Here is a 15,746-nt window from a genome sequence, read left to right as displayed (position 1 = left end):
CACCATGCGATCCGCGACGGCTGGCAGCTGGGGATATTCCGGCTGGTGCATGTATCGCGCCAGGCAGGGCAGTTACGGAGATCCGGGTGTTTTCTTGATCCGCAGTCGCGGGGATACAGTCCGGCCAGAGTCGGATGGGGAACCAGGGGGACAGGCGTGTTGGAGGTTGTGGCGCTCAGTGCGCTCACCACGTTCCTGTTGGGCGTGGGGAACGGTGCCGCGGGGGAGATCGGCAAGGCGATGACCCTCTCGACAGGCGCTCTGGTGAGACGGGCCCTTGGGCGGGAGACGCCTCTGCCTGCCGGTGCGGAGGACAGGCAGGCGCTGGCGGGGCGGGTGTACGCGCGGCTGAGTCGTGATCCGCGGGAGGCCGGGGAGTGGGCCCTCCTCATGGAGAGCGGGCCGGATCAGGACGCGGCGCCGGCCGGCGGTGGCATGCCTCCTGCCCCGTGGGCGTTCACCAACCGGCAGAAAGTGCTGAAGCGGCTGACGCGGGAAGCGACCCGTCCTTGGGGCGGGCGGCCTCGGGTCTCGTTGCTCTCCGGGGCCCCCGGGAGCGGTACGACCTCGGTGGCCCTCCGGCTCGGAGCCGAATGCCGTGACCGGTTTCCCGACGGGCAGTTCTATGTCGATCTGCGCGACGCGGCCGGGGAGAACGGGCCCGAACCGGCCGCGGTGCTGCTGCGGTTGCTGCGCGAGATGGACGTCGACCCCGAGCAGATGCCCACCACCGAGGCGGAGCGGGAGCGGCTCTACCGGCGGCTCACCGTGGGTCGCAAGGCGCTCGTGGTGATCGACCACGTCACCTCGCTTGCCCAGGTCCGAAACCTCGTACCGGCCACCCCCGATGTCTTTCTGCTCGTTGTCGTGTCCGGCCCGCCCCTTCTCCTGGAAGCGGAGCGTGTCGCCGTGCCGCCGTTGAGCGACCGGTACGCGAAGAAGCTCGTCCGGAAGGTGGCCGGGCCGGAACACGCGGCGCGGGTCTCGGCGCAGTTGCCGGGGCTGCTCGACCGTTGCCAGGGCAACGCCTACGCCCTCCACACCGAGGCGCGTCTGCTGGCCGGGGAGGCGGTCGCTCCGGGGTCAGGGGCCGAGGCGTGGCGGCAGGATCCGGTGCGTGGCACCGTGCAGCACGCTTCCCTTCGGATCGGTTCGGAGGCCGTTCGGCTCTGCCGGCTCACGGCGTTGGGCGGGTGGCCGGCCGTCAGCGCCGAACTCGCCGCAGCCGCCGCGGGGTTCGGCGACGACGAGGACCGGGCTACTCGGATGCTTGCCGAAGCCGCGGACGTGGGGCTGATGGAGTCCCTTCCCGGCTCGCGCTATCGCTTCCGGCCCGAGGTCAGGCGGCAGTTGGCCGACGCCGCGGCGTCGGAGTACGGCGTCCGGGAGTGTTCGGACGCCGTGGGGCGGGTGCTCGACGCTCTCCTGAAGCGCGTACTGCACGCGGCGGACGCCGCCCTGCCGCAGAGCTGGCGGACGGAGCGGGCACCGGACCCCTCGGGCGCTCGACGGAACGAGTCCGACGGTGTCGCGGTGCTGGCGGCCGAGGTGGCCAATGTGGTCCGCGCCGTATCCGTGGCCGAGGAGCATCGACAGTTCACCACCGCGCTGCGTCTGGCCCGAGCCCTCTGGCCGCTCCAGCTGAAGGCCGGGTACGGGGACGAGGTGCTCCCGGCGCTGCGCGACGCGACCCGGTGCGCCGAGGAGAACCACGCGGACTCCCGGACGGCCGGGGCGCTGTACTTCCAACTGGCCCACTGCCTGGGCGAGCTGGGCCGCTGGGAGCAGGCCGACCGTGCGGCGCGGTCCGCCGTCGCGTGCGAACGAGCGGCGGAGCACCTCAGGGGCGAGGCGTCGTCCGTGGAGCTGCTCGGTCTGTTGAGCCTGAACCGGTGGCTGTACGAGGAGGCGCTCGAGCGGTTCGTCGAAGCCGAGCACCTCTACCGGAGGATCGCTCCGGGACAGGAGGGCGCGGCGGACGTGCCGCGCGCCCTGGCGCTCGCCGAGCGCCACCAGGGCCGGGCCCTGCGCGGCCTGGGACGGCTGGACGAGTCCCGCCGCCGGCTGGAGGGCGCCGTGGACTTCTTCGCCGGGACAGGGGAGCGGCCGGCCGAGGCGTACAACCAGGCCCGTGCGCTCACGGACCTCGCGGAGACGCTTCACGACAGCGGTGACGACGCGGCGGCGCTGACGAGGATCGCCGCGGCGGAGGCTCTGCTCAGCCCTGCCGCGCGTCCGCACCTGACATACCTGGCGGGTCTGCGGCGGCGTTGTGAGGCCGCCGTTCGGTGAGACTCCCGGTACGGCCCGACGAGGCGGTGGCGGTGAACGGGTGCGTCCCGGCTGCCGTACGCATCCGGAGGGTGACGCCTCGCTCGGGGACCGTCCCGCCGTGCGCCAGCCAGGTGTACAGCGACGACGCGTACGCCGCCGGATCCGCGTCCGCCCCGGCGCCGACGTCGCCGGTCAGCCGGAACACGCCGTGCTCCCGGGTGCGTACGGTGCAGGTGTCCGGCCCCGTCACGTACACGGCTGCCGCGCAGTGCGGATGGAGCCGCAGGACCTCCTCGGTCCACCGGTCGGGACCGCCCAGGCGCGGATCGTCCGGTCGGCCGTCGCGCGTGATCACATCCGCCAGTTCCAGATCTCCGGCGTGGCGGGTGTCCTCGTGCACGGCGAGGTGCGACGCGTACGTACCGGAGTGGTCGTAGGGGTGCTCCGCGGAACGCTCGATCGCGATCTCCGGTCCCTGGACCCGCGTCCGTACGCGCAAGGGGGCCGTCAGCTTCGGGGGGTCGTACGGCGGGAGCGGCAGCGGCTCCAGGGACGCGGGCGCTTCGGGCTCGGGGAGTTCCATCAGCGTGTAGAAGTGCCGGCGCAGCAGCGCGGCCGAGCGGCCCGGGTCCGAGGTGACGAAGTCCGCGGCGGCGGCGTCCGGACGATGAGCGCTCAGGACCTGCTCCATCCGGGGGCGCAGGGGGGCGTTCGGATCGAGCCGGGGTGCGTGCCGGACGAACCCCGCGAGCGGCGCCTCGGGGTCGAGTTTCCCCTTGCCGTCCGCCGCCAGCAGCACGGGGGTTCCGAGCGCGGCGGCGTAGTAGGTCACCGCTCCGAAGTCCCCGAGGACCAGGTCCGCGGCGAGGAGCGCCTGCCGCCACGCGTGGACGGGGTCGATCAGGTTCAGCCCGCCGCGACGGGCCCGGTCCAGCCAGGCCCGGATCTGGCCGGGTCCGTGCCCGTGCCAGACGTTCGGGTGGAGCACGGCGGCCAGCCGGTACTCATCGGCGGGGAGTTCGGCGGCGAGCCGGGGGAGCAGGCCGGGCAGGACGTCCTGTCCTCCGCCGCTCCCGAAGAGACCCTCCGGGTTCCAGGTGGAGTTCAGGACGACGAGCCGCTGCCCGCGGCGTACGCCCAGGGCGCGCCTGAACCGGTCCCTGTGGGGACGGGCGGCGAGCATGCGGTCGAAGCAGGGGTCACCGGCGAGTACGGCCGAGGGCACGGCCTCGGGACATACCCGGGTCAGCCGCTCCAGTTGTTCCGGGTGGGACAGGACGAGGCCGTCGACGAACGGTTTGCCCTCGGCCAGAAGCCACTCCGGCGACAGTCCGAACGTCGGCTCGTGGCTCGTGGCTCGTGGCTCGTGGCTCGTGGCTCGTGGCTCGTGCAGCCTCTTAGTGTATCCGACACCATGTGACATCACGGACAAATTGCCTGGGATCTGGGCGAGTTCGCCACCGAAGCTGGCGGAGATCGCGAGGTCGACCGGCGTCGAAAGCGCCTGTTCCCACGGCAGCACGGGAAGCTCCAGGTCGGCGAAGAGCTCCCGGAGCCCGCCCTGGAACGCGGAGGATCCCGTCGACGTGACCAGCAGCTGGACGCGGAAGTCGTCGTGGAACAGCGGCAGCAGGTCCGACAGGCGTCCGGCCGAGGTGACGTTGTGGACGACCAGCAGCACCCGGCGCTGGACGGTACGGCTCGTCCATCGCTGGGATCCCTCCCCGACCGGTACCCGTATCGGGAGGGGTTGGGCTGTCCCCACTCGTGACCTCCTGGGCGGGCGTGGCGTCGTCGCGGATCACCTTAGCCGTGGGCGGCGGACCGGCCCGGAAGCGGAGCCTGGCGTGCGGTCGACGGGTGCGTTTCGTCCGATCCGCAACTGGTCTGGGCGAAGGGCGAGATGAGTCCGTCGGATAATGTTGAGGCCTTTGCTTCGTGATCTCTGTCGTCGAAAGGCCTACATGTCGATTCCTTCGCTGGACCACTCCGTATCCGCCATCGTCTCCCGGCTCCGGACCGCGGGGTGCGTCTTCGCCGAGGACGAGGCCGAGATGATCATGTCCGCGGCCGGTGACGTCGCTGAGCTGGAGGACATGGTCGAGCGGCGCGTCGTCGGTCTGCCGCTGGAGCACGTCGTCGGCTACGCGGAATTCTGCGGCCTGCGGATCCAGGTCGACGCCGAGGTCTTCGTGCCCCGGCGGCGTACGGAGGCGCTCGTCCGGCAGGCGGCGGAGCTCGCTCCGGCGCGTGCGGTCGTCGTCGACCTGTGCTGCGGCTCCGGTGCGCTGGGAGTCGCCCTTGCCGCGGCCCTGGACGAGGTCGAGCTGTACGCAGCCGACGTCGACCCGGCCGCCGTCCGCTGCGCCCGGCGCAATGTGACTCCGGCCGGGGGCGAGGTCTACGAGGGTGACCTCTTCGAGCCGCTCCCCGCCGGGCTGAAGGGCCGGGTCGACGTCCTGCTGTCCAACGTCCCGTACGTGCCCACCGTGGAGATCGAGCTCCTGCCGGCCGAGGCCCGCGACTACGAGGCGCGCGTGGCTCTCGACGGGGGTGCGGACGGTCTGGAGGTCCTTCGGCGGGTCGTCGCCGAGGCGGCCGAGTGGCTGGCTCCGGGCGGTGTCCTGCTGTTCGAGGCGAGCGAGCGGCAGGCCGGCGAGGCCGTGGCCGCGGTCTCCGCCGCCGGTCTGGTCGCGCGGGTGGCCACCGACGACGAGCTGGACGCCACCGTGATCATCGCGAGCCGCCCCGACACCGCCTGACATCGCTCGACACCGCACATCGCCCGGCACCGCCTGTAGCCGCCTGTCACCGCCTGAGTGAAAAGGGAAAGAGGTCATCCATGGAGAGCAACTCTTCTCATCGCCGGCCGCAGCTCCTCGCCATCAGCGACCTGCACGTCGCCCACGAGGAGAACCGGCGGATCGTCGAAGAGCTCCGCCCCTCGTCGGACGGCGACTGGCTGATCGTCGCCGGTGACGTGGGCGAGATGTCCGAGCAGATCATCTGGGCCCTGCGGACGCTCAGTGAGCGGTTCGCCCGGGTGATCTGGAGTCCGGGCAACCACGAGCTGTGGACGCCGAACGAGGATCCGGTCCAGCTGCGGGGCGTCGAGCGGTACGAGTACCTGGTGGACGTCTGCCGCGGCCTGGGCGTGCTCACCCCGGAGGATCCGTACGCGCTGTGGGAGGGCGACGGCGGCCCGGTCCGCGTCGCGCCCCTCTTCCTGCTGTACGACTACACCTTCCGCACGCCGACGGCCGCGAACAAGACGGAGTCGCTCGAGCAGGCCTACGAGGCGGGGGTGGTGTGCACCGACGAGTTCTACCTGCACCCTGACCCGTACGCGGGCCGCGAGGACTGGTGCGCGGCGCGGGTGGCCCTCACCGAGCGGCGCCTCGCGGAGTGCGACCCCGACGTCCCGCTTGTCCTGGTCAACCACTGGCCCCTGCTTCGTGAACCCACGCGGATCCTGCACTATCCGGAGTTCGCCCAGTGGTGCGGGACGGAGCGGACGGCGGACTGGCACCGCCGGTTCAACACCGCGGTGGCCGTCTACGGCCACCTCCACATCCCCCGGACCACCGTGCACGACGGCGTGCGCTTCGAGGAGGTGTCGGTCGGCTACCCGAGGGAGTGGAAGCGCCCGGGCCACCCCAGGAACGTGCCGCGCCCGGTCCTCACGCCGTGAGTCGGTGCGCGCATCGGTCCGTGAACGGGCCGACCATTCCCTGAGGGCACGCCCGTCTGACCATGGCAGTCACCCCCTTGTGGCGCTACCGCAGATCGGTAAAATGTCACACACCATTTAAGGGAGTCTCTTCATGGCCCACGAGCATGCCCCGGCGCACCGTGCCCACCCATGGCGCGGCATCATGGTCGCCACCGCCCTCCCCCTGCGTGACGACCGTTCCGTCGACTACGACGCGTACGCCGAGCATGTGGCCTGGCTGATCGCCAACGGGTGCGACGGCGTCGTCCCGAACGGCTCCCTCGGTGAGTACCAGACCCTGACCGACGAGGAGCGCGGCCGGGTCGTCCGTACCGCCGTCGAGGCCGCGGGTGACGGGGCGCGGGTCATGCCCGGCGTCTCCGCGTACGGGAGTGCCGAGTCCCGTCGCTGGGCCGAGCAGGCCGCCGAGGCCGGGGCCGCGTCGGTTCTGCTCCTGCCGCCGAACGCGTACCGCGCCGACGAACGGGCCGTACGCGCCCACTTCGCCGAGGTCGCCGCCGTCGGCCTGCCCGTCGTCGCGTACAACAACCCGCTCGACACCAAGGTCGACCTCACGCCCGACGTGCTGGCGCGCCTGCACGGCGACGGCAGCATCGTCGCGGTCAAGGAGTTCAGCGGTGACGTCCGCAGGGCGTACGAGATCGCCGAACTCGCCCCGGAACTCGACCTGCTGATCGGTGCCGACGACGTCCTCCTGGAGCTGGCGCTCGCCGGTGCGGTCGGCTGGATCGCCGGCTATCCGAACGCCCTGCCCCGCAGTTGCGCCACGCTCTACCGGGCCGCCGTCGCCGGCGATCTCGGCGTCGCGCTCCCGCTCTACAAGTCCCTTCACCCGCTCCTGCGCTGGGACTCCAAGGTCGAGTTCGTCCAGGCGATCAAGCTCTCCATGGACCTCGCCGGACGTCATGGGGGAGCCACCCGGGCGCCCCGTCCGCCGCTGGCGCCCGCGCAGGACGCCGCCGTGCGCGCCGCGACCGAGAAGGCCCTCGCCGAGGGGCACGCGTGAGCTCCGACGCACGACCCTCCATCCGTCCGTACGTCTGAAAGGGACTCCATGCGTACGCGTCACGTCTTCCACGCCGTCGACTCGCACACCGAGGGCATGCCCACGCGCGTGATCACCGGTGGTGTCGGGGTCATTCCCGGCGCCACGATGGCCGACCGCCGGCTGCACTTCATCGAGCACCTGGACCATCTCCGTACCCTGCTCATGTTCGAGCCGCGCGGTCACGCGGCGATGAGCGGTGCGATCCTCCAGCCGCCCACCCGGCCGGACGCGGACTACGGCGTGCTCTACATCGAGGTGTCCGGGCTGCTTCCGATGTGCGGTCACGGCACGATCGGTGTCGCGACCGTCCTCGTCGAGACCGGGATGGTGCCGGTCGTCGAGCCCGTCACCACCGTCCGCCTCGACACCCCCGCCGGACTCGTCAGCGTCGACGTCCGCGTCGAGGACGGCCGGGCGTGCTCCGTCACCTTCACCAACGTGCCCGCGTTCTCCGTCGGGCTCGACCTCAAGACGGAGGTGCCCGGCCTCGGCACCGTCACCTACGACCTCGCCTACGGCGGCAACTTCTACGCGTTCGTCGAACTCGACTCCCTGAGCCTGCCGTTCGACCGCGACCGCAAGGACGACCTCCTCGCGGCCGGCCTCGCCGTCATGGACTCGATCAACTCGGGCCCCGACCGGCCGGTCCACCCCCTCGACCCGGCCTTCGCCGGTGTGAAGCACGTCTACCTGGCCGCGCCCGGCTCGGACGCGACCCGCTCGCGGCACGCCATGGCCATCCACCCGGGCTGGTTCGACCGTTCCCCCTGCGGCACCGGGACCAGCGCCCGCATGGCCCAGCTGCACGCCCGGGGCAGGCTTCCGCTCGACACCGACTTCGTCAACGAATCCTTCATCGGTACGGAGTTCACCGGGCGGCTCGTCGGCGAGACCGAGGTGGGCGGGGTGTCCGCGGTCATCCCGACGGTCACGGGACGCGCCTGGATCACCGGCACCGCGCAGTACTTCCTCGACCCCGACGACCCCTTCCCCGCCGGGTTCCTCCTCTGAGACGCGCCAGGGAAACGTGACATTGTACGATGCTCCTCCGTGACTTCTCGGAGGGCGCACGATGGGTGACCTGAAACAGTACGGCCTCGTGAGAGCGCAGGAACGGCTCCGCGACCAGGTCGGGCACGCCCTCCGGGCCGCCCTGATCGCCGGCGAACTCCGCCCCGGTCAGGTCTACTCGGCCCCCGGGCTCGCCGCCGACCTCGGCGTCTCCGCGACCCCGGTCCGCGAGGCGATGCTCGACCTGGCCCGCGAGGGCCTGGTCGAGCCCGTACGCAACAAGGGATTCCGTATCACCGAGGTCAGCGAACGGGACCTCGACCAGTTCACCGAACTGCGGACCCTCATCGAGGTCCCCACCATCGGCCGCGTCACACGGAAGGCCTCCCGGGACGAGCTGGAGGAACTCCGGCCGGTGGCCGAGGAGATCGTCTCCCGCGCCAGGGAACACGACCTCATCGGCTACCTGGAGGCCGACCGACGCTTCCATCTCGCCCTGCTCTCGCTGTCCGGAAACGAGCGACTCGTCGAGACGGTGGGGGAACTGCGCAAGCGCTCCCGCCTCTACGGCCTGACCGGCCTGGACGAGGCGGGCAAGCTCGTCTCCTCCGCCGAGGAACACCTCGAACTCCTCGACCTGATGCTGGCCGGTGACGCCCGGGGCGCCGAGGCCTGCATGCGCCGCCACCTCGGCCATGTGCGCTCCCTCTGGGCCGACGGCCGCGACGTACCGGCCGGGCGGGCCGCGGTTCGGTAGGGAGGGGCGGCGGGGTGGCGTGATCCGGCTCGTCGAAGAGCGTGGGGGAGAGTGCCAACTCGGGTGCGTCCAGAGGGATTCCGAAGCATCTGGACAGCGTGCGGGCTGTCTATATGCTGACGCCATGCTTGCCGCCGCTTCGACGCCCGCGAACGCCACCACCGCTGCCGACGGTTCTTCCGGCTCAGCCGCACCCGTCCCCGTACCCGGCATCGCCTCGCGGCTGGCCGGGGTCGCGTCGTCGCCGGTACGGGAGATCCTGGCGCTCACCGCGCGCCCCGAGGTGATCTCCTTCGCCGGGGGGCTGCCCGCCCCCGAGCTGTTCGACGTCGCGGGGATCCGAGCGGCGTACGACCGCGTCCTGGCCGAAAACCCGCGACAGGCGCTCCAGTACTCGACCACCGAGGGCGACCCGGAGCTGCGCACCGCGATCGCCGACCGGTTGACGGACCGCGACCTGCCCACGGACCCCGACGACCTGCTGATCACCACCGGCTCGCAGCAGGCCCTCACCCTCCTCACGACGGCCCTCGTCGAACCGGGTGGCGTGGTGCTCGTCGAGGACCCCTGCTACCTCGCGGCCCTCCAGACCTTCGCCTTCGCCGGTGCCCGCATCGTCCCCGTACCCACCGACGACCAGGGCATCGTCCCCGCCGCACTGGAGGAGATCGCGGCGCGCGAGAAGCCCACCCTCCTCTACGTCGTCCCCACCTTCCAGAACCCCACGGGCCGTACGCTCCCCGTCGAGCGCCGCGCCGCCGTCGCCGACGCAGCCGCGCGGCACGGGTTCTGGATCGTCGAGGACGACCCGTACGGCGAACTCCGCTACGACGGCGAGCGCGTCCCCTGCATCGCCGCCGACCCCGCGGCCGCCGACCGGACCGTCCTCCTCGGCTCCTTCTCCAAGGTGATGGCACCCGGCCTCCGGCTCGGCTTCCTGCGCGCCCCCGCCGGCCTGCGCCGCGCGTGCGTGATCACGAAGCAGGCCGCCGACCTGCACACCTCCTCCATCGACCAGGCCGCGGCCGCGCGCTATCTGCGCGACAGCGACCTGGACGCGCACGTCGCGGGGATGCGGGCCGCGTACCAGGAGCGCCGGGACGCGATGCTCGAAGGCCTGCCCGCCGCGCTGCCCGAGGGCAGCCGCTGGAACCGGCCGGACGGCGGCATGTTCATCTGGGCCACCCTCCCCGAGGGCCACGACGCGACGGCACTCCTCAAGGCCGCCGTAGGCCACGAGGTGGCGTACGTGCCGGGGGCGCCGTTCTTCTGCGGGGAGCCGGACCCGGGCGCGATGCGACTGTCGTTCACCACGCACTCGGCCGACGAGATCAGGGAAGGTCTGCGCAGGCTGGCGAAGACGTTCGCCTGAATGCCGCTCACCGTGACGCCATGACCTCGTGTCGTTGTTGGGCCGAACGGGTGAGGAGCGGGAGGATGTGCCCATGAGTAGGTACGAGAGCTACGACGTCACCGACGAACAGTGGGAGGGCCTCGCCCAGGTCGTGCCCCTGCGCGGCCGTGACGAATGGCCGTCCAGGGTCGACCACCGCACGATCCCCGAGCAGTACGAGTCCGCCGAGCAGCGCCGCATGATCGTGCTGCGGGTCCAGGTGTTCGCCGACGCCCGTGAGGTCGCCGAGTACCTCATCGCGCAGATCCCGGTCCTCCTCGATCTGACGAGCGCCGACGCCGATGTCGCCAAGCGCATCCTCGACTTCAGCAGCGGGGTCGTCTTCGGCCTCGGCAGCGGGATGCACCGCGTCGACCGGAACGTTTTCCTTCTTGCCCCGGCCGGTACGGAGGTCGAGGGCGCCGAGGGCGAGGACGGGGAGGAGGTCGTGGGCGGCCGGGCCGCCCGCGTCCCCCGTTCGTAGGAAGGTCATCTAGCCGTAACGGTTCGTCAGGGAGCGGGCTGCGTACGGTCCGGGCATGGACCTCACCGGCGGCAGCACGCTCGCCCGCACGCCACACGCCTCCCCTTCCGGCGCCCTCTCCTCCGCAGCCAGTCCCTCCGTTCCCTTCTCCGCAGCGGGCGGCAGATCGGCGGCCGGGGTCAGGGCCGGGGTCGGAGACCGGGGCGAGGGCGGGCGCGGTGGTGCCCGGCCGGTCGTCACCGAGCTGCGTCTGTCCGCGTTCGCCGGCCACCGCGGCGCCGTCCACCCGCTCGGGCCGGTCACTCTCTTCGCCGGGCCCAGCGGAAGCGGCAAGTCCACCACGCTCCGCGCGTACGAGGCACTGGCCCGGCTCGGCGCGGGCGACTCCCTCGACGAGGTCTTCCCGGACGCCGCCGACTGCGTCCCCGAACGGGCCCGGCCCGACGCGCAGGGCCGACGCGGCTTCCGGATCGGATGCACGGTCGACGGACCGGCCGGCCCGGTCCACCTCGACCTCGCCGTCCAGGCCGAACCCCGGCTCCGCATCGTCGGCGAGCGGCTCACCGGCCGGGGCCGCACCCTGCTCGCCACCGCCCTGCGCGACCCGGGCCGCAGCACCGTCCAGGCCGAGTGGCACACGGCCGGTGCCACCCCCGTCACCCGGGCACCGCTCCCCGACGACCTGCTCGGTACGGCCCTGCTCCCGCTGCGGGTCGCAGGCAAGACCGCCGGACAGCTGGAGGTCCTGGCCGCCGCCGAGCAAGTGGTCATCGGGCTGCGGTCCGTCTTTCCCTGCGACCCCCGGCCGGGAGGGATGCGGGCCCCCGTTCTCCCCGGCGAAGGGCGGTTGCGGCGCGACTGCGCCAACCTCGCCGAGGTCCTGCACCGCACCCACACGGACTGCCCGCGCAGACACCACCGCCTCACGACCGTGGCGGGCGCCGGCTGCGTCGGGCCCGTCACCGGGCTCGGGGTGCAGGAACTCCAGGACGGCACCGTCCGCGCCGTCCTGGAAAGGGGCGGTCGGCCCGCGACCCCGCTCGGCCGCCTCGGCGACGGCGAACTGCGGTACCTGGCCCTGGCGCTCACCCTGCTCACGGGCCCTGGTGTGCTTGCCATGGACCGGATCGCCGAGGTGCCGGAGGCCATGCAGAGCCTGACCCTGCTCGCCGACGGCCTGGACCGGGGGCTCGACGGGCGCCAGGTGCGCGAACTGCTCGGCCTCGCCGTGGCCATCGCCGCCGACGGGCACATCCGGGTCGCCGGGACGGTCGGGGAGCGAGGGGCGGGGGAGGTGCGAAGGACGCCCGGGGTGACGGTGGTAGACCTGGGCGTGTGACGGAGACGGAGAACGCGAGGGTGGGCGGCGAGACGGTGGGCGGCGAGACGGTCGACAAAGGGTCGGCGGGCGGCGGTGAGGCGGTGGGTCATGACGTGGCGGCGCTCCAGCGCAGGCTGGCCGCGTTCGCGGCCGCCCGCGACTGGCAGCCGTTCCACACACCCAAGAATCTCGCGGCCGCGCTGAGCGTGGAGGCTTCCGAACTGCTCGAGATCTTCCAGTGGCTGACCCCTGAGCAGGCGGAACGGGTGATGGACGACCCCGAGTCGGCCCACCGCGTCGCGGACGAGGTGGCCGACGTGCTCGCCTATCTGCTCCAGTTCTGCGAGGTGCTCGGGGTCGATCCGCTGGTGGCGCTCGCGGCGAAGATCGACAGGAACGAGGTCCGATTTCCCGTTCGACGGCGGGGTGGAGGGGGCGGAGGCGGTGGCGGAGAGGACGGCGGCGGGGCCGCGACAGGAGATCGTCACTCTTCGGAGTGATCGACTTTTCCCCATCGGGCCTACTGTCCACAGATTTCCGAATTCCCCTGGTGTTGGGGCTCAGGCGGCCTCACTCTGGGTAGTGGAATGAGTGGGCGGTAAGTCGTATGAACGGGGGCGGCGTTGATGGAAGCGGAGAGGCTCATCGCGGCCGGACGGCACGCGTTGGCGGGGAGCGGGACAGCGCAGGACATCGTGGCTGAGGCCTGGCAGGCTCAGGCGCTCGCCCAGGCGATAGGGAGTCATCTCGCACTGTGCGGGCCGCTGGAACTGCGCGGTGAGGCACGGGGGCTGAGCGAGACCGGGGAGTACCCGGCGTGGGGGGCCGCTGGGCCGCGTGCGGCGCAGCTGACCGAGGTCGGTGATCCGGTGGCGGCGTTGACGGCGCTCGGTGCGCTGCTCGGGGAAGTGGGGATCGCCCTCGTCGGGGTGGCCTGCGCCACCGACGAGGAGGGGCTCTACTGGCAGTGCATCGAGGCCATCGACGCGGTCGACGAGTCGAACGACAGGGTGGGCGGGATGCTGCGGCGGCTCGCGGTGCGCGACCGGGAGCGGGCCCGCCCGCCCGACCCGGCCCGAGGCCGGGCGGGCCCCGGGCCGGGTCCGGCGTGAACGGCGGACGGCGATCGGCCGGGGGCGGTGCGGCGGCCGTGACGGCGGTTCTAGAAGAGGGGCCGCGCGTCGCCGGGGGTCGGGCGGACGCCGGGCTCGCGGCCCGTGTCCTCGCGGTGCTCGGTGCCGGGCTGCTCGGGGGCGGGCTGTGCGGGCTCCGGGTCCAGGCGGTCGGCCGAGGACTGGATGTCGGCGTCGAGCTGGGAGAGGTCGGCGGAGAGCGCCGCCATCAGCTCCTCCATCTGCTGGAGCAGGCCCTTGGGAGCGCCGGCGTCCTTCTGCGCGGGCACGGACGGCGGTGCGGATTGCTCGGGCACGGCCCGCTCCGGCGCGGCTTCCTGGGACATGGCGGCCTCCTGGGCCCGGACCCCGCAGCCGTTGGCGGGGACACGAGAGAGAGCGACGCACCGGCAGCGGCCGCCGGCGCGCGGGCCGGGCGGTCCGGCTCCGCCCGAGCCAACGACGGGTCCCCGGCCACGGTCACTGGCCAGGTCGGACGCGGCCCGCCAGGGGGCCGGATATTCACCCGACCGTGCCGGACCCGCCCGTGAGCTGACGGAGAGGTTGACACACACCCGACGGTGCAGGATGGAGGTATGGATCTCCGCATCTTCACCGAACCCCAGCAGGGGGCCGACTACGACACCCTCCTCGCGGTGGCCCGGGCCACCGAGGAGCTCGGATTCGACGCCTTCTTCCGCTCCGACCACTACCTCAGCATGGGCTCGTCCGACGGGCTTCCCGGACCGACGGACGCCTGGATCACCCTGGCCGGCCTGGCCCGGGAGACGAAGCGGATCCGCCTCGGCACCCTGATGACCGCCGGGACGTTCCGGCTCCCGGGAGTCCTCGCCATCCAGGTCGCCCAGGTCGACCGGATGTCCGGCGGCCGGGTCGAACTGGGGCTCGGCGCGGGCTGGTTCGAGGAGGAGCACAAGGCCTACGGCATTCCGTTCCCGAAGGAGAAGTTCGGCCGGCTGGAGGAGCAGCTGGCGATCGTCACCGGACTGTGGGAGACCGAGCTCGGCAAGACGTTCTCGTACGAGGGGGAGTACTACCGGCTCACCGACTCGCCCGCGCTGCCGAAGCCCGCTCAGGACAGGATCCCGGTGCTGATCGGCGGGCACGGCGCGAGCCGCACCCCGAGGCTGGCCGCACGGTACGCGGACGAGTTCAACATCCCGTTCGCCTCGCTGGAGGACAGCGAGCGGCAGTTCGGCCGGGTCCGCGCGGCAGCGGAGGCGGCGGGCCGGCCGGCCGGTGACCTCGTCTACTCGAACGCGCTGGTCGTCTGTGTCGGCAAGGACGACGCCGAGGTGGCCCGTCGGGCCGCTGCCATCGGGCGGGACGTGGACGAGCTCAAGGCGAACGGTCTCGCGGGCTCGCCCGCCGAGGTCGTCGACAAGCTCGGGCGGTACGCCGCCATCGGCTCCTCCCGGGTGTACCTCCAGGTCCTCGACCTCGACGACCTGGACCACCTGGAGCTGATCTCCGCGCGGGTCCAGTCGCAGCTGGGATGAGCGGGGCGAGCCGATGAAGCCGGACCGTACGCTCGCCGAGGCCCTCCGGGAGGGGCCGCTCGTCCTCGACGGCGGGCTGTCCAACCAGTTGGAGGCGCAGGGCTGCGATCTCTCGGACGCGCTCTGGTCCGCGCGGCTCCTCGCCGACGGGCCCGAGCAGATCGAGGCGGCGCACGCGGCGTACGTACGGGCCGGCGCCCGGGTGGTCACCACCGCCGCCTACCAGGCCACCTTCGAGGGGTTCGCCCGGCGGGGCGTGAGCCGGGCGGAGACGGCGCGGCTCCTCGCCCGGAGCGTGGCGCTCGCGCGGGCGGCGGCGGAGCGGGTCGGGGAGGAGATCTGGGTCGCCGCGTCGGTCGGGCCGTACGGCGCGATGCTCGCGGACGGGAGCGAGTACCGGGGACGGTACGGGCTGTCCGTGCGGGAGCTCGAACGGTTCCACCGGCCCCGGGCCGAGGTGCTCGCCGCGGCCGGGCCCGATGTCCTGGCCCTGGAGACGGTGCCGGACGCGGACGAGGCGGAGGCGCTGCTGCGGGCGGTCGACGGGTGCGGGGTGCCCGTGTGGCTGTCGTACACGGTCGAGGGCGGGCGGACCAGGGCGGGGCAGGAGCTCGCGGAGGCCTTCGCGGTCGCCGCCGGGAACGACCAGGTCGTGGCGGTCGGGATCAACTGCTGCGACCCGGCAGGGGTGGGGTCCGCCGTGGAGCTCGCCGTCGCCGTCACCGGGAAGCCGGCCGTGGTCTACCCGAACAGCGGGGAGTGGTGGGACGCCGGGGCCCGCGGCTGGCGCGGCGACGTCACCTTCGACCCGACCACGGCCGCAGCCTGGGTGGGGGCCGGGGCCCGCCTGATCGGTGGCTGCTGCCGGGTGGGTCCGTCGGTCATCGCCACACTGGCCGGGGTTCTCGCCTCCGGGACGCAGAAACCACCGACCTAGGGGGTGTCTTGCCGATCAGGCCGGGCTCGCGGCGTCTGGTGCCGCGCCCTGATCCGGCCTGATCGACAAGACACCCCCTAGGCGTTCGGGGCGCGGGCGGGTGGGCCGCGCGGAAAATGCCTGGTCGGGTGGGGAGAGGGCGCTCATACTCGGGCG

Annotated in this window: 15 protein-coding genes; 13 read left to right on the top strand and 2 right to left on the bottom strand. The window is 72.6% G+C overall.

Annotation, left to right across the window (positions count from 1 at the left end; translation table 11 throughout):
* The first annotated feature begins 156 nt into the window (after positions 1 to 156).
* Positions 157 to 2,292 carry an ATP-binding protein gene (locus OG357_RS09415; RefSeq protein WP_329620733.1) on the top strand — a complete coding sequence of 712 codons (2,136 nt, stop codon included), beginning with the start codon at positions 157 to 159 and terminating at the stop codon, positions 2,290 to 2,292.
* Here the strand turns inward: OG357_RS09415 and OG357_RS09410 are convergent.
* The gene (locus OG357_RS09410) at positions 2,219 to 4,039 is read right to left on the bottom strand and encodes a hypothetical protein (RefSeq protein WP_329620732.1); all 1,821 of its coding nucleotides are present in this window, start codon (positions 4,037 to 4,039) and stop codon (positions 2,219 to 2,221) included. The two genes, OG357_RS09415 and OG357_RS09410, sit on opposite strands and share 74 nt — an antisense overlap.
* Positions 4,040 to 4,238: 199 nt before the next feature.
* Here OG357_RS09410 and OG357_RS09405 point away from each other — a divergent pair, with 199 nt between their 5' ends.
* The 10 genes from OG357_RS09405 to OG357_RS09360 all read left to right on the top strand — a co-directional run bounded on the left by OG357_RS09405 (position 4,239) and on the right by OG357_RS09360 (position 13,133).
* Positions 4,239 to 5,036 carry a putative protein N(5)-glutamine methyltransferase gene (locus tag OG357_RS09405; RefSeq protein WP_329620731.1) on the top strand — a complete coding sequence of 266 codons (798 nt, stop codon included), beginning with the start codon at positions 4,239 to 4,241 and terminating at the stop codon, positions 5,034 to 5,036.
* Between the two features lie 80 nt (positions 5,037 to 5,116).
* Positions 5,117 to 5,965, top strand: a complete 849-nt coding sequence (locus OG357_RS09400) for a metallophosphoesterase family protein (protein ID WP_329620730.1) — start codon at positions 5,117 to 5,119, stop codon at positions 5,963 to 5,965.
* Positions 5,966 to 6,098: 133 nt separating this feature from the next.
* Positions 6,099 to 7,013, top strand: coding sequence for a dihydrodipicolinate synthase family protein (locus OG357_RS09395; protein WP_329620729.1), 915 nt, complete (start codon positions 6,099 to 6,101; stop codon positions 7,011 to 7,013).
* A 48-nt stretch (positions 7,014 to 7,061) separates the two neighbouring features.
* Positions 7,062 to 8,066 carry a proline racemase family protein gene (locus OG357_RS09390; RefSeq protein WP_329620728.1) on the top strand — a complete coding sequence of 335 codons (1,005 nt, stop codon included), beginning with the start codon at positions 7,062 to 7,064 and terminating at the stop codon, positions 8,064 to 8,066.
* Positions 8,067 to 8,127: 61 nt separating this feature from the next.
* Entirely contained in the window at positions 8,128 to 8,823 is a 696-nt protein-coding gene (locus tag OG357_RS09385; protein ID WP_329620727.1) for a GntR family transcriptional regulator, read from the top strand.
* A gap of 124 nt (positions 8,824 to 8,947) precedes the next feature.
* Positions 8,948 to 10,195, top strand: a complete 1,248-nt coding sequence (locus tag OG357_RS09380; protein ID WP_443066649.1) for an aminotransferase-like domain-containing protein — start codon at positions 8,948 to 8,950, stop codon at positions 10,193 to 10,195.
* A 73-nt stretch (positions 10,196 to 10,268) separates the two neighbouring features.
* The gene (locus OG357_RS09375) at positions 10,269 to 10,700 is read left to right on the top strand and encodes a cell division protein SepF (RefSeq protein WP_317600030.1); all 432 of its coding nucleotides are present in this window, start codon (positions 10,269 to 10,271) and stop codon (positions 10,698 to 10,700) included.
* A 55-nt stretch (positions 10,701 to 10,755) separates the two neighbouring features.
* Complete coding sequence (locus tag OG357_RS09370; RefSeq protein WP_329620726.1) at positions 10,756 to 12,039, top strand: ATP-binding protein; 1,284 nt, start codon at positions 10,756 to 10,758, stop codon at positions 12,037 to 12,039.
* 95 nt (positions 12,040 to 12,134) lie between these two features.
* Positions 12,135 to 12,521, top strand: coding sequence for a nucleotide pyrophosphohydrolase (locus tag OG357_RS09365; RefSeq protein WP_329625538.1), 387 nt, complete (start codon positions 12,135 to 12,137; stop codon positions 12,519 to 12,521).
* Between the two features lie 126 nt (positions 12,522 to 12,647).
* The gene (locus OG357_RS09360; protein WP_329620725.1) at positions 12,648 to 13,133 is read left to right on the top strand and encodes a DUF6099 family protein; all 486 of its coding nucleotides are present in this window, start codon (positions 12,648 to 12,650) and stop codon (positions 13,131 to 13,133) included.
* 50 nt (positions 13,134 to 13,183) lie between these two features.
* Here OG357_RS09360 and OG357_RS09355 read toward each other — a convergent pair whose 3' ends face one another.
* Positions 13,184 to 13,480, bottom strand: coding sequence for a hypothetical protein (locus tag OG357_RS09355; RefSeq protein ID WP_329625833.1), 297 nt, complete (start codon positions 13,478 to 13,480; stop codon positions 13,184 to 13,186).
* A gap of 249 nt (positions 13,481 to 13,729) precedes the next feature.
* Between OG357_RS09355 and OG357_RS09350 the strand changes: the two genes are divergently transcribed.
* Together OG357_RS09350 and mmuM are read left to right on the top strand one after the other, a co-directional pair.
* Positions 13,730 to 14,653: an LLM class F420-dependent oxidoreductase gene (locus OG357_RS09350; RefSeq protein ID WP_329620724.1), complete on the top strand. Its 924-nt coding sequence runs from the start codon at positions 13,730 to 13,732 to the stop codon at positions 14,651 to 14,653.
* 13 nt (positions 14,654 to 14,666) lie between these two features.
* Complete coding sequence (gene mmuM / locus OG357_RS09345; RefSeq protein WP_329620723.1) at positions 14,667 to 15,590, top strand: homocysteine S-methyltransferase; 924 nt, start codon at positions 14,667 to 14,669, stop codon at positions 15,588 to 15,590.
* The last annotated feature ends 156 nt before the right edge of the window (positions 15,591 to 15,746 follow it).

The organism is Streptomyces sp. NBC_01255, from assembly GCF_036226445.1.
In the GTDB taxonomy this organism is placed as follows: domain Bacteria; phylum Actinomycetota; class Actinomycetes; order Streptomycetales; family Streptomycetaceae; genus Streptomyces.
The sequence above is the reverse complement of the archived record's forward strand: the minus strand, read 5'-3'. Positions and strand labels throughout refer to the sequence as shown.

Coding starts and splice junctions, on each gene's coding strand:
- OG357_RS09405 (WP_329620731.1), top strand. CDS start 4,239: ATGTCGATTCCTTCGCTGGACCACTCCGTATCCGCCATCGTCTCCCGG.
- OG357_RS09400 (WP_329620730.1), top strand. CDS start 5,117: ATGGAGAGCAACTCTTCTCATCGCCGGCCGCAGCTCCTCGCCATCAGC.
- OG357_RS09395 (WP_329620729.1), top strand. CDS start 6,099: ATGGCCCACGAGCATGCCCCGGCGCACCGTGCCCACCCATGGCGCGGC.
- OG357_RS09390 (WP_329620728.1), top strand. CDS start 7,062: ATGCGTACGCGTCACGTCTTCCACGCCGTCGACTCGCACACCGAGGGC.
- OG357_RS09385 (WP_329620727.1), top strand. CDS start 8,128: ATGGGTGACCTGAAACAGTACGGCCTCGTGAGAGCGCAGGAACGGCTC.
- OG357_RS09380 (WP_443066649.1), top strand. CDS start 8,948: ATGCTTGCCGCCGCTTCGACGCCCGCGAACGCCACCACCGCTGCCGAC.
- OG357_RS09375 (WP_317600030.1), top strand. CDS start 10,269: ATGAGTAGGTACGAGAGCTACGACGTCACCGACGAACAGTGGGAGGGC.
- OG357_RS09370 (WP_329620726.1), top strand. CDS start 10,756: ATGGACCTCACCGGCGGCAGCACGCTCGCCCGCACGCCACACGCCTCC.
- OG357_RS09360 (WP_329620725.1), top strand. CDS start 12,648: ATGGAAGCGGAGAGGCTCATCGCGGCCGGACGGCACGCGTTGGCGGGG.
- OG357_RS09355 (WP_329625833.1), bottom strand. CDS start 13,480: ATGTCCCAGGAAGCCGCGCCGGAGCGGGCCGTGCCCGAGCAATCCGCA.
- OG357_RS09350 (WP_329620724.1), top strand. CDS start 13,730: ATGGATCTCCGCATCTTCACCGAACCCCAGCAGGGGGCCGACTACGAC.
- mmuM (WP_329620723.1), top strand. CDS start 14,667: ATGAAGCCGGACCGTACGCTCGCCGAGGCCCTCCGGGAGGGGCCGCTC.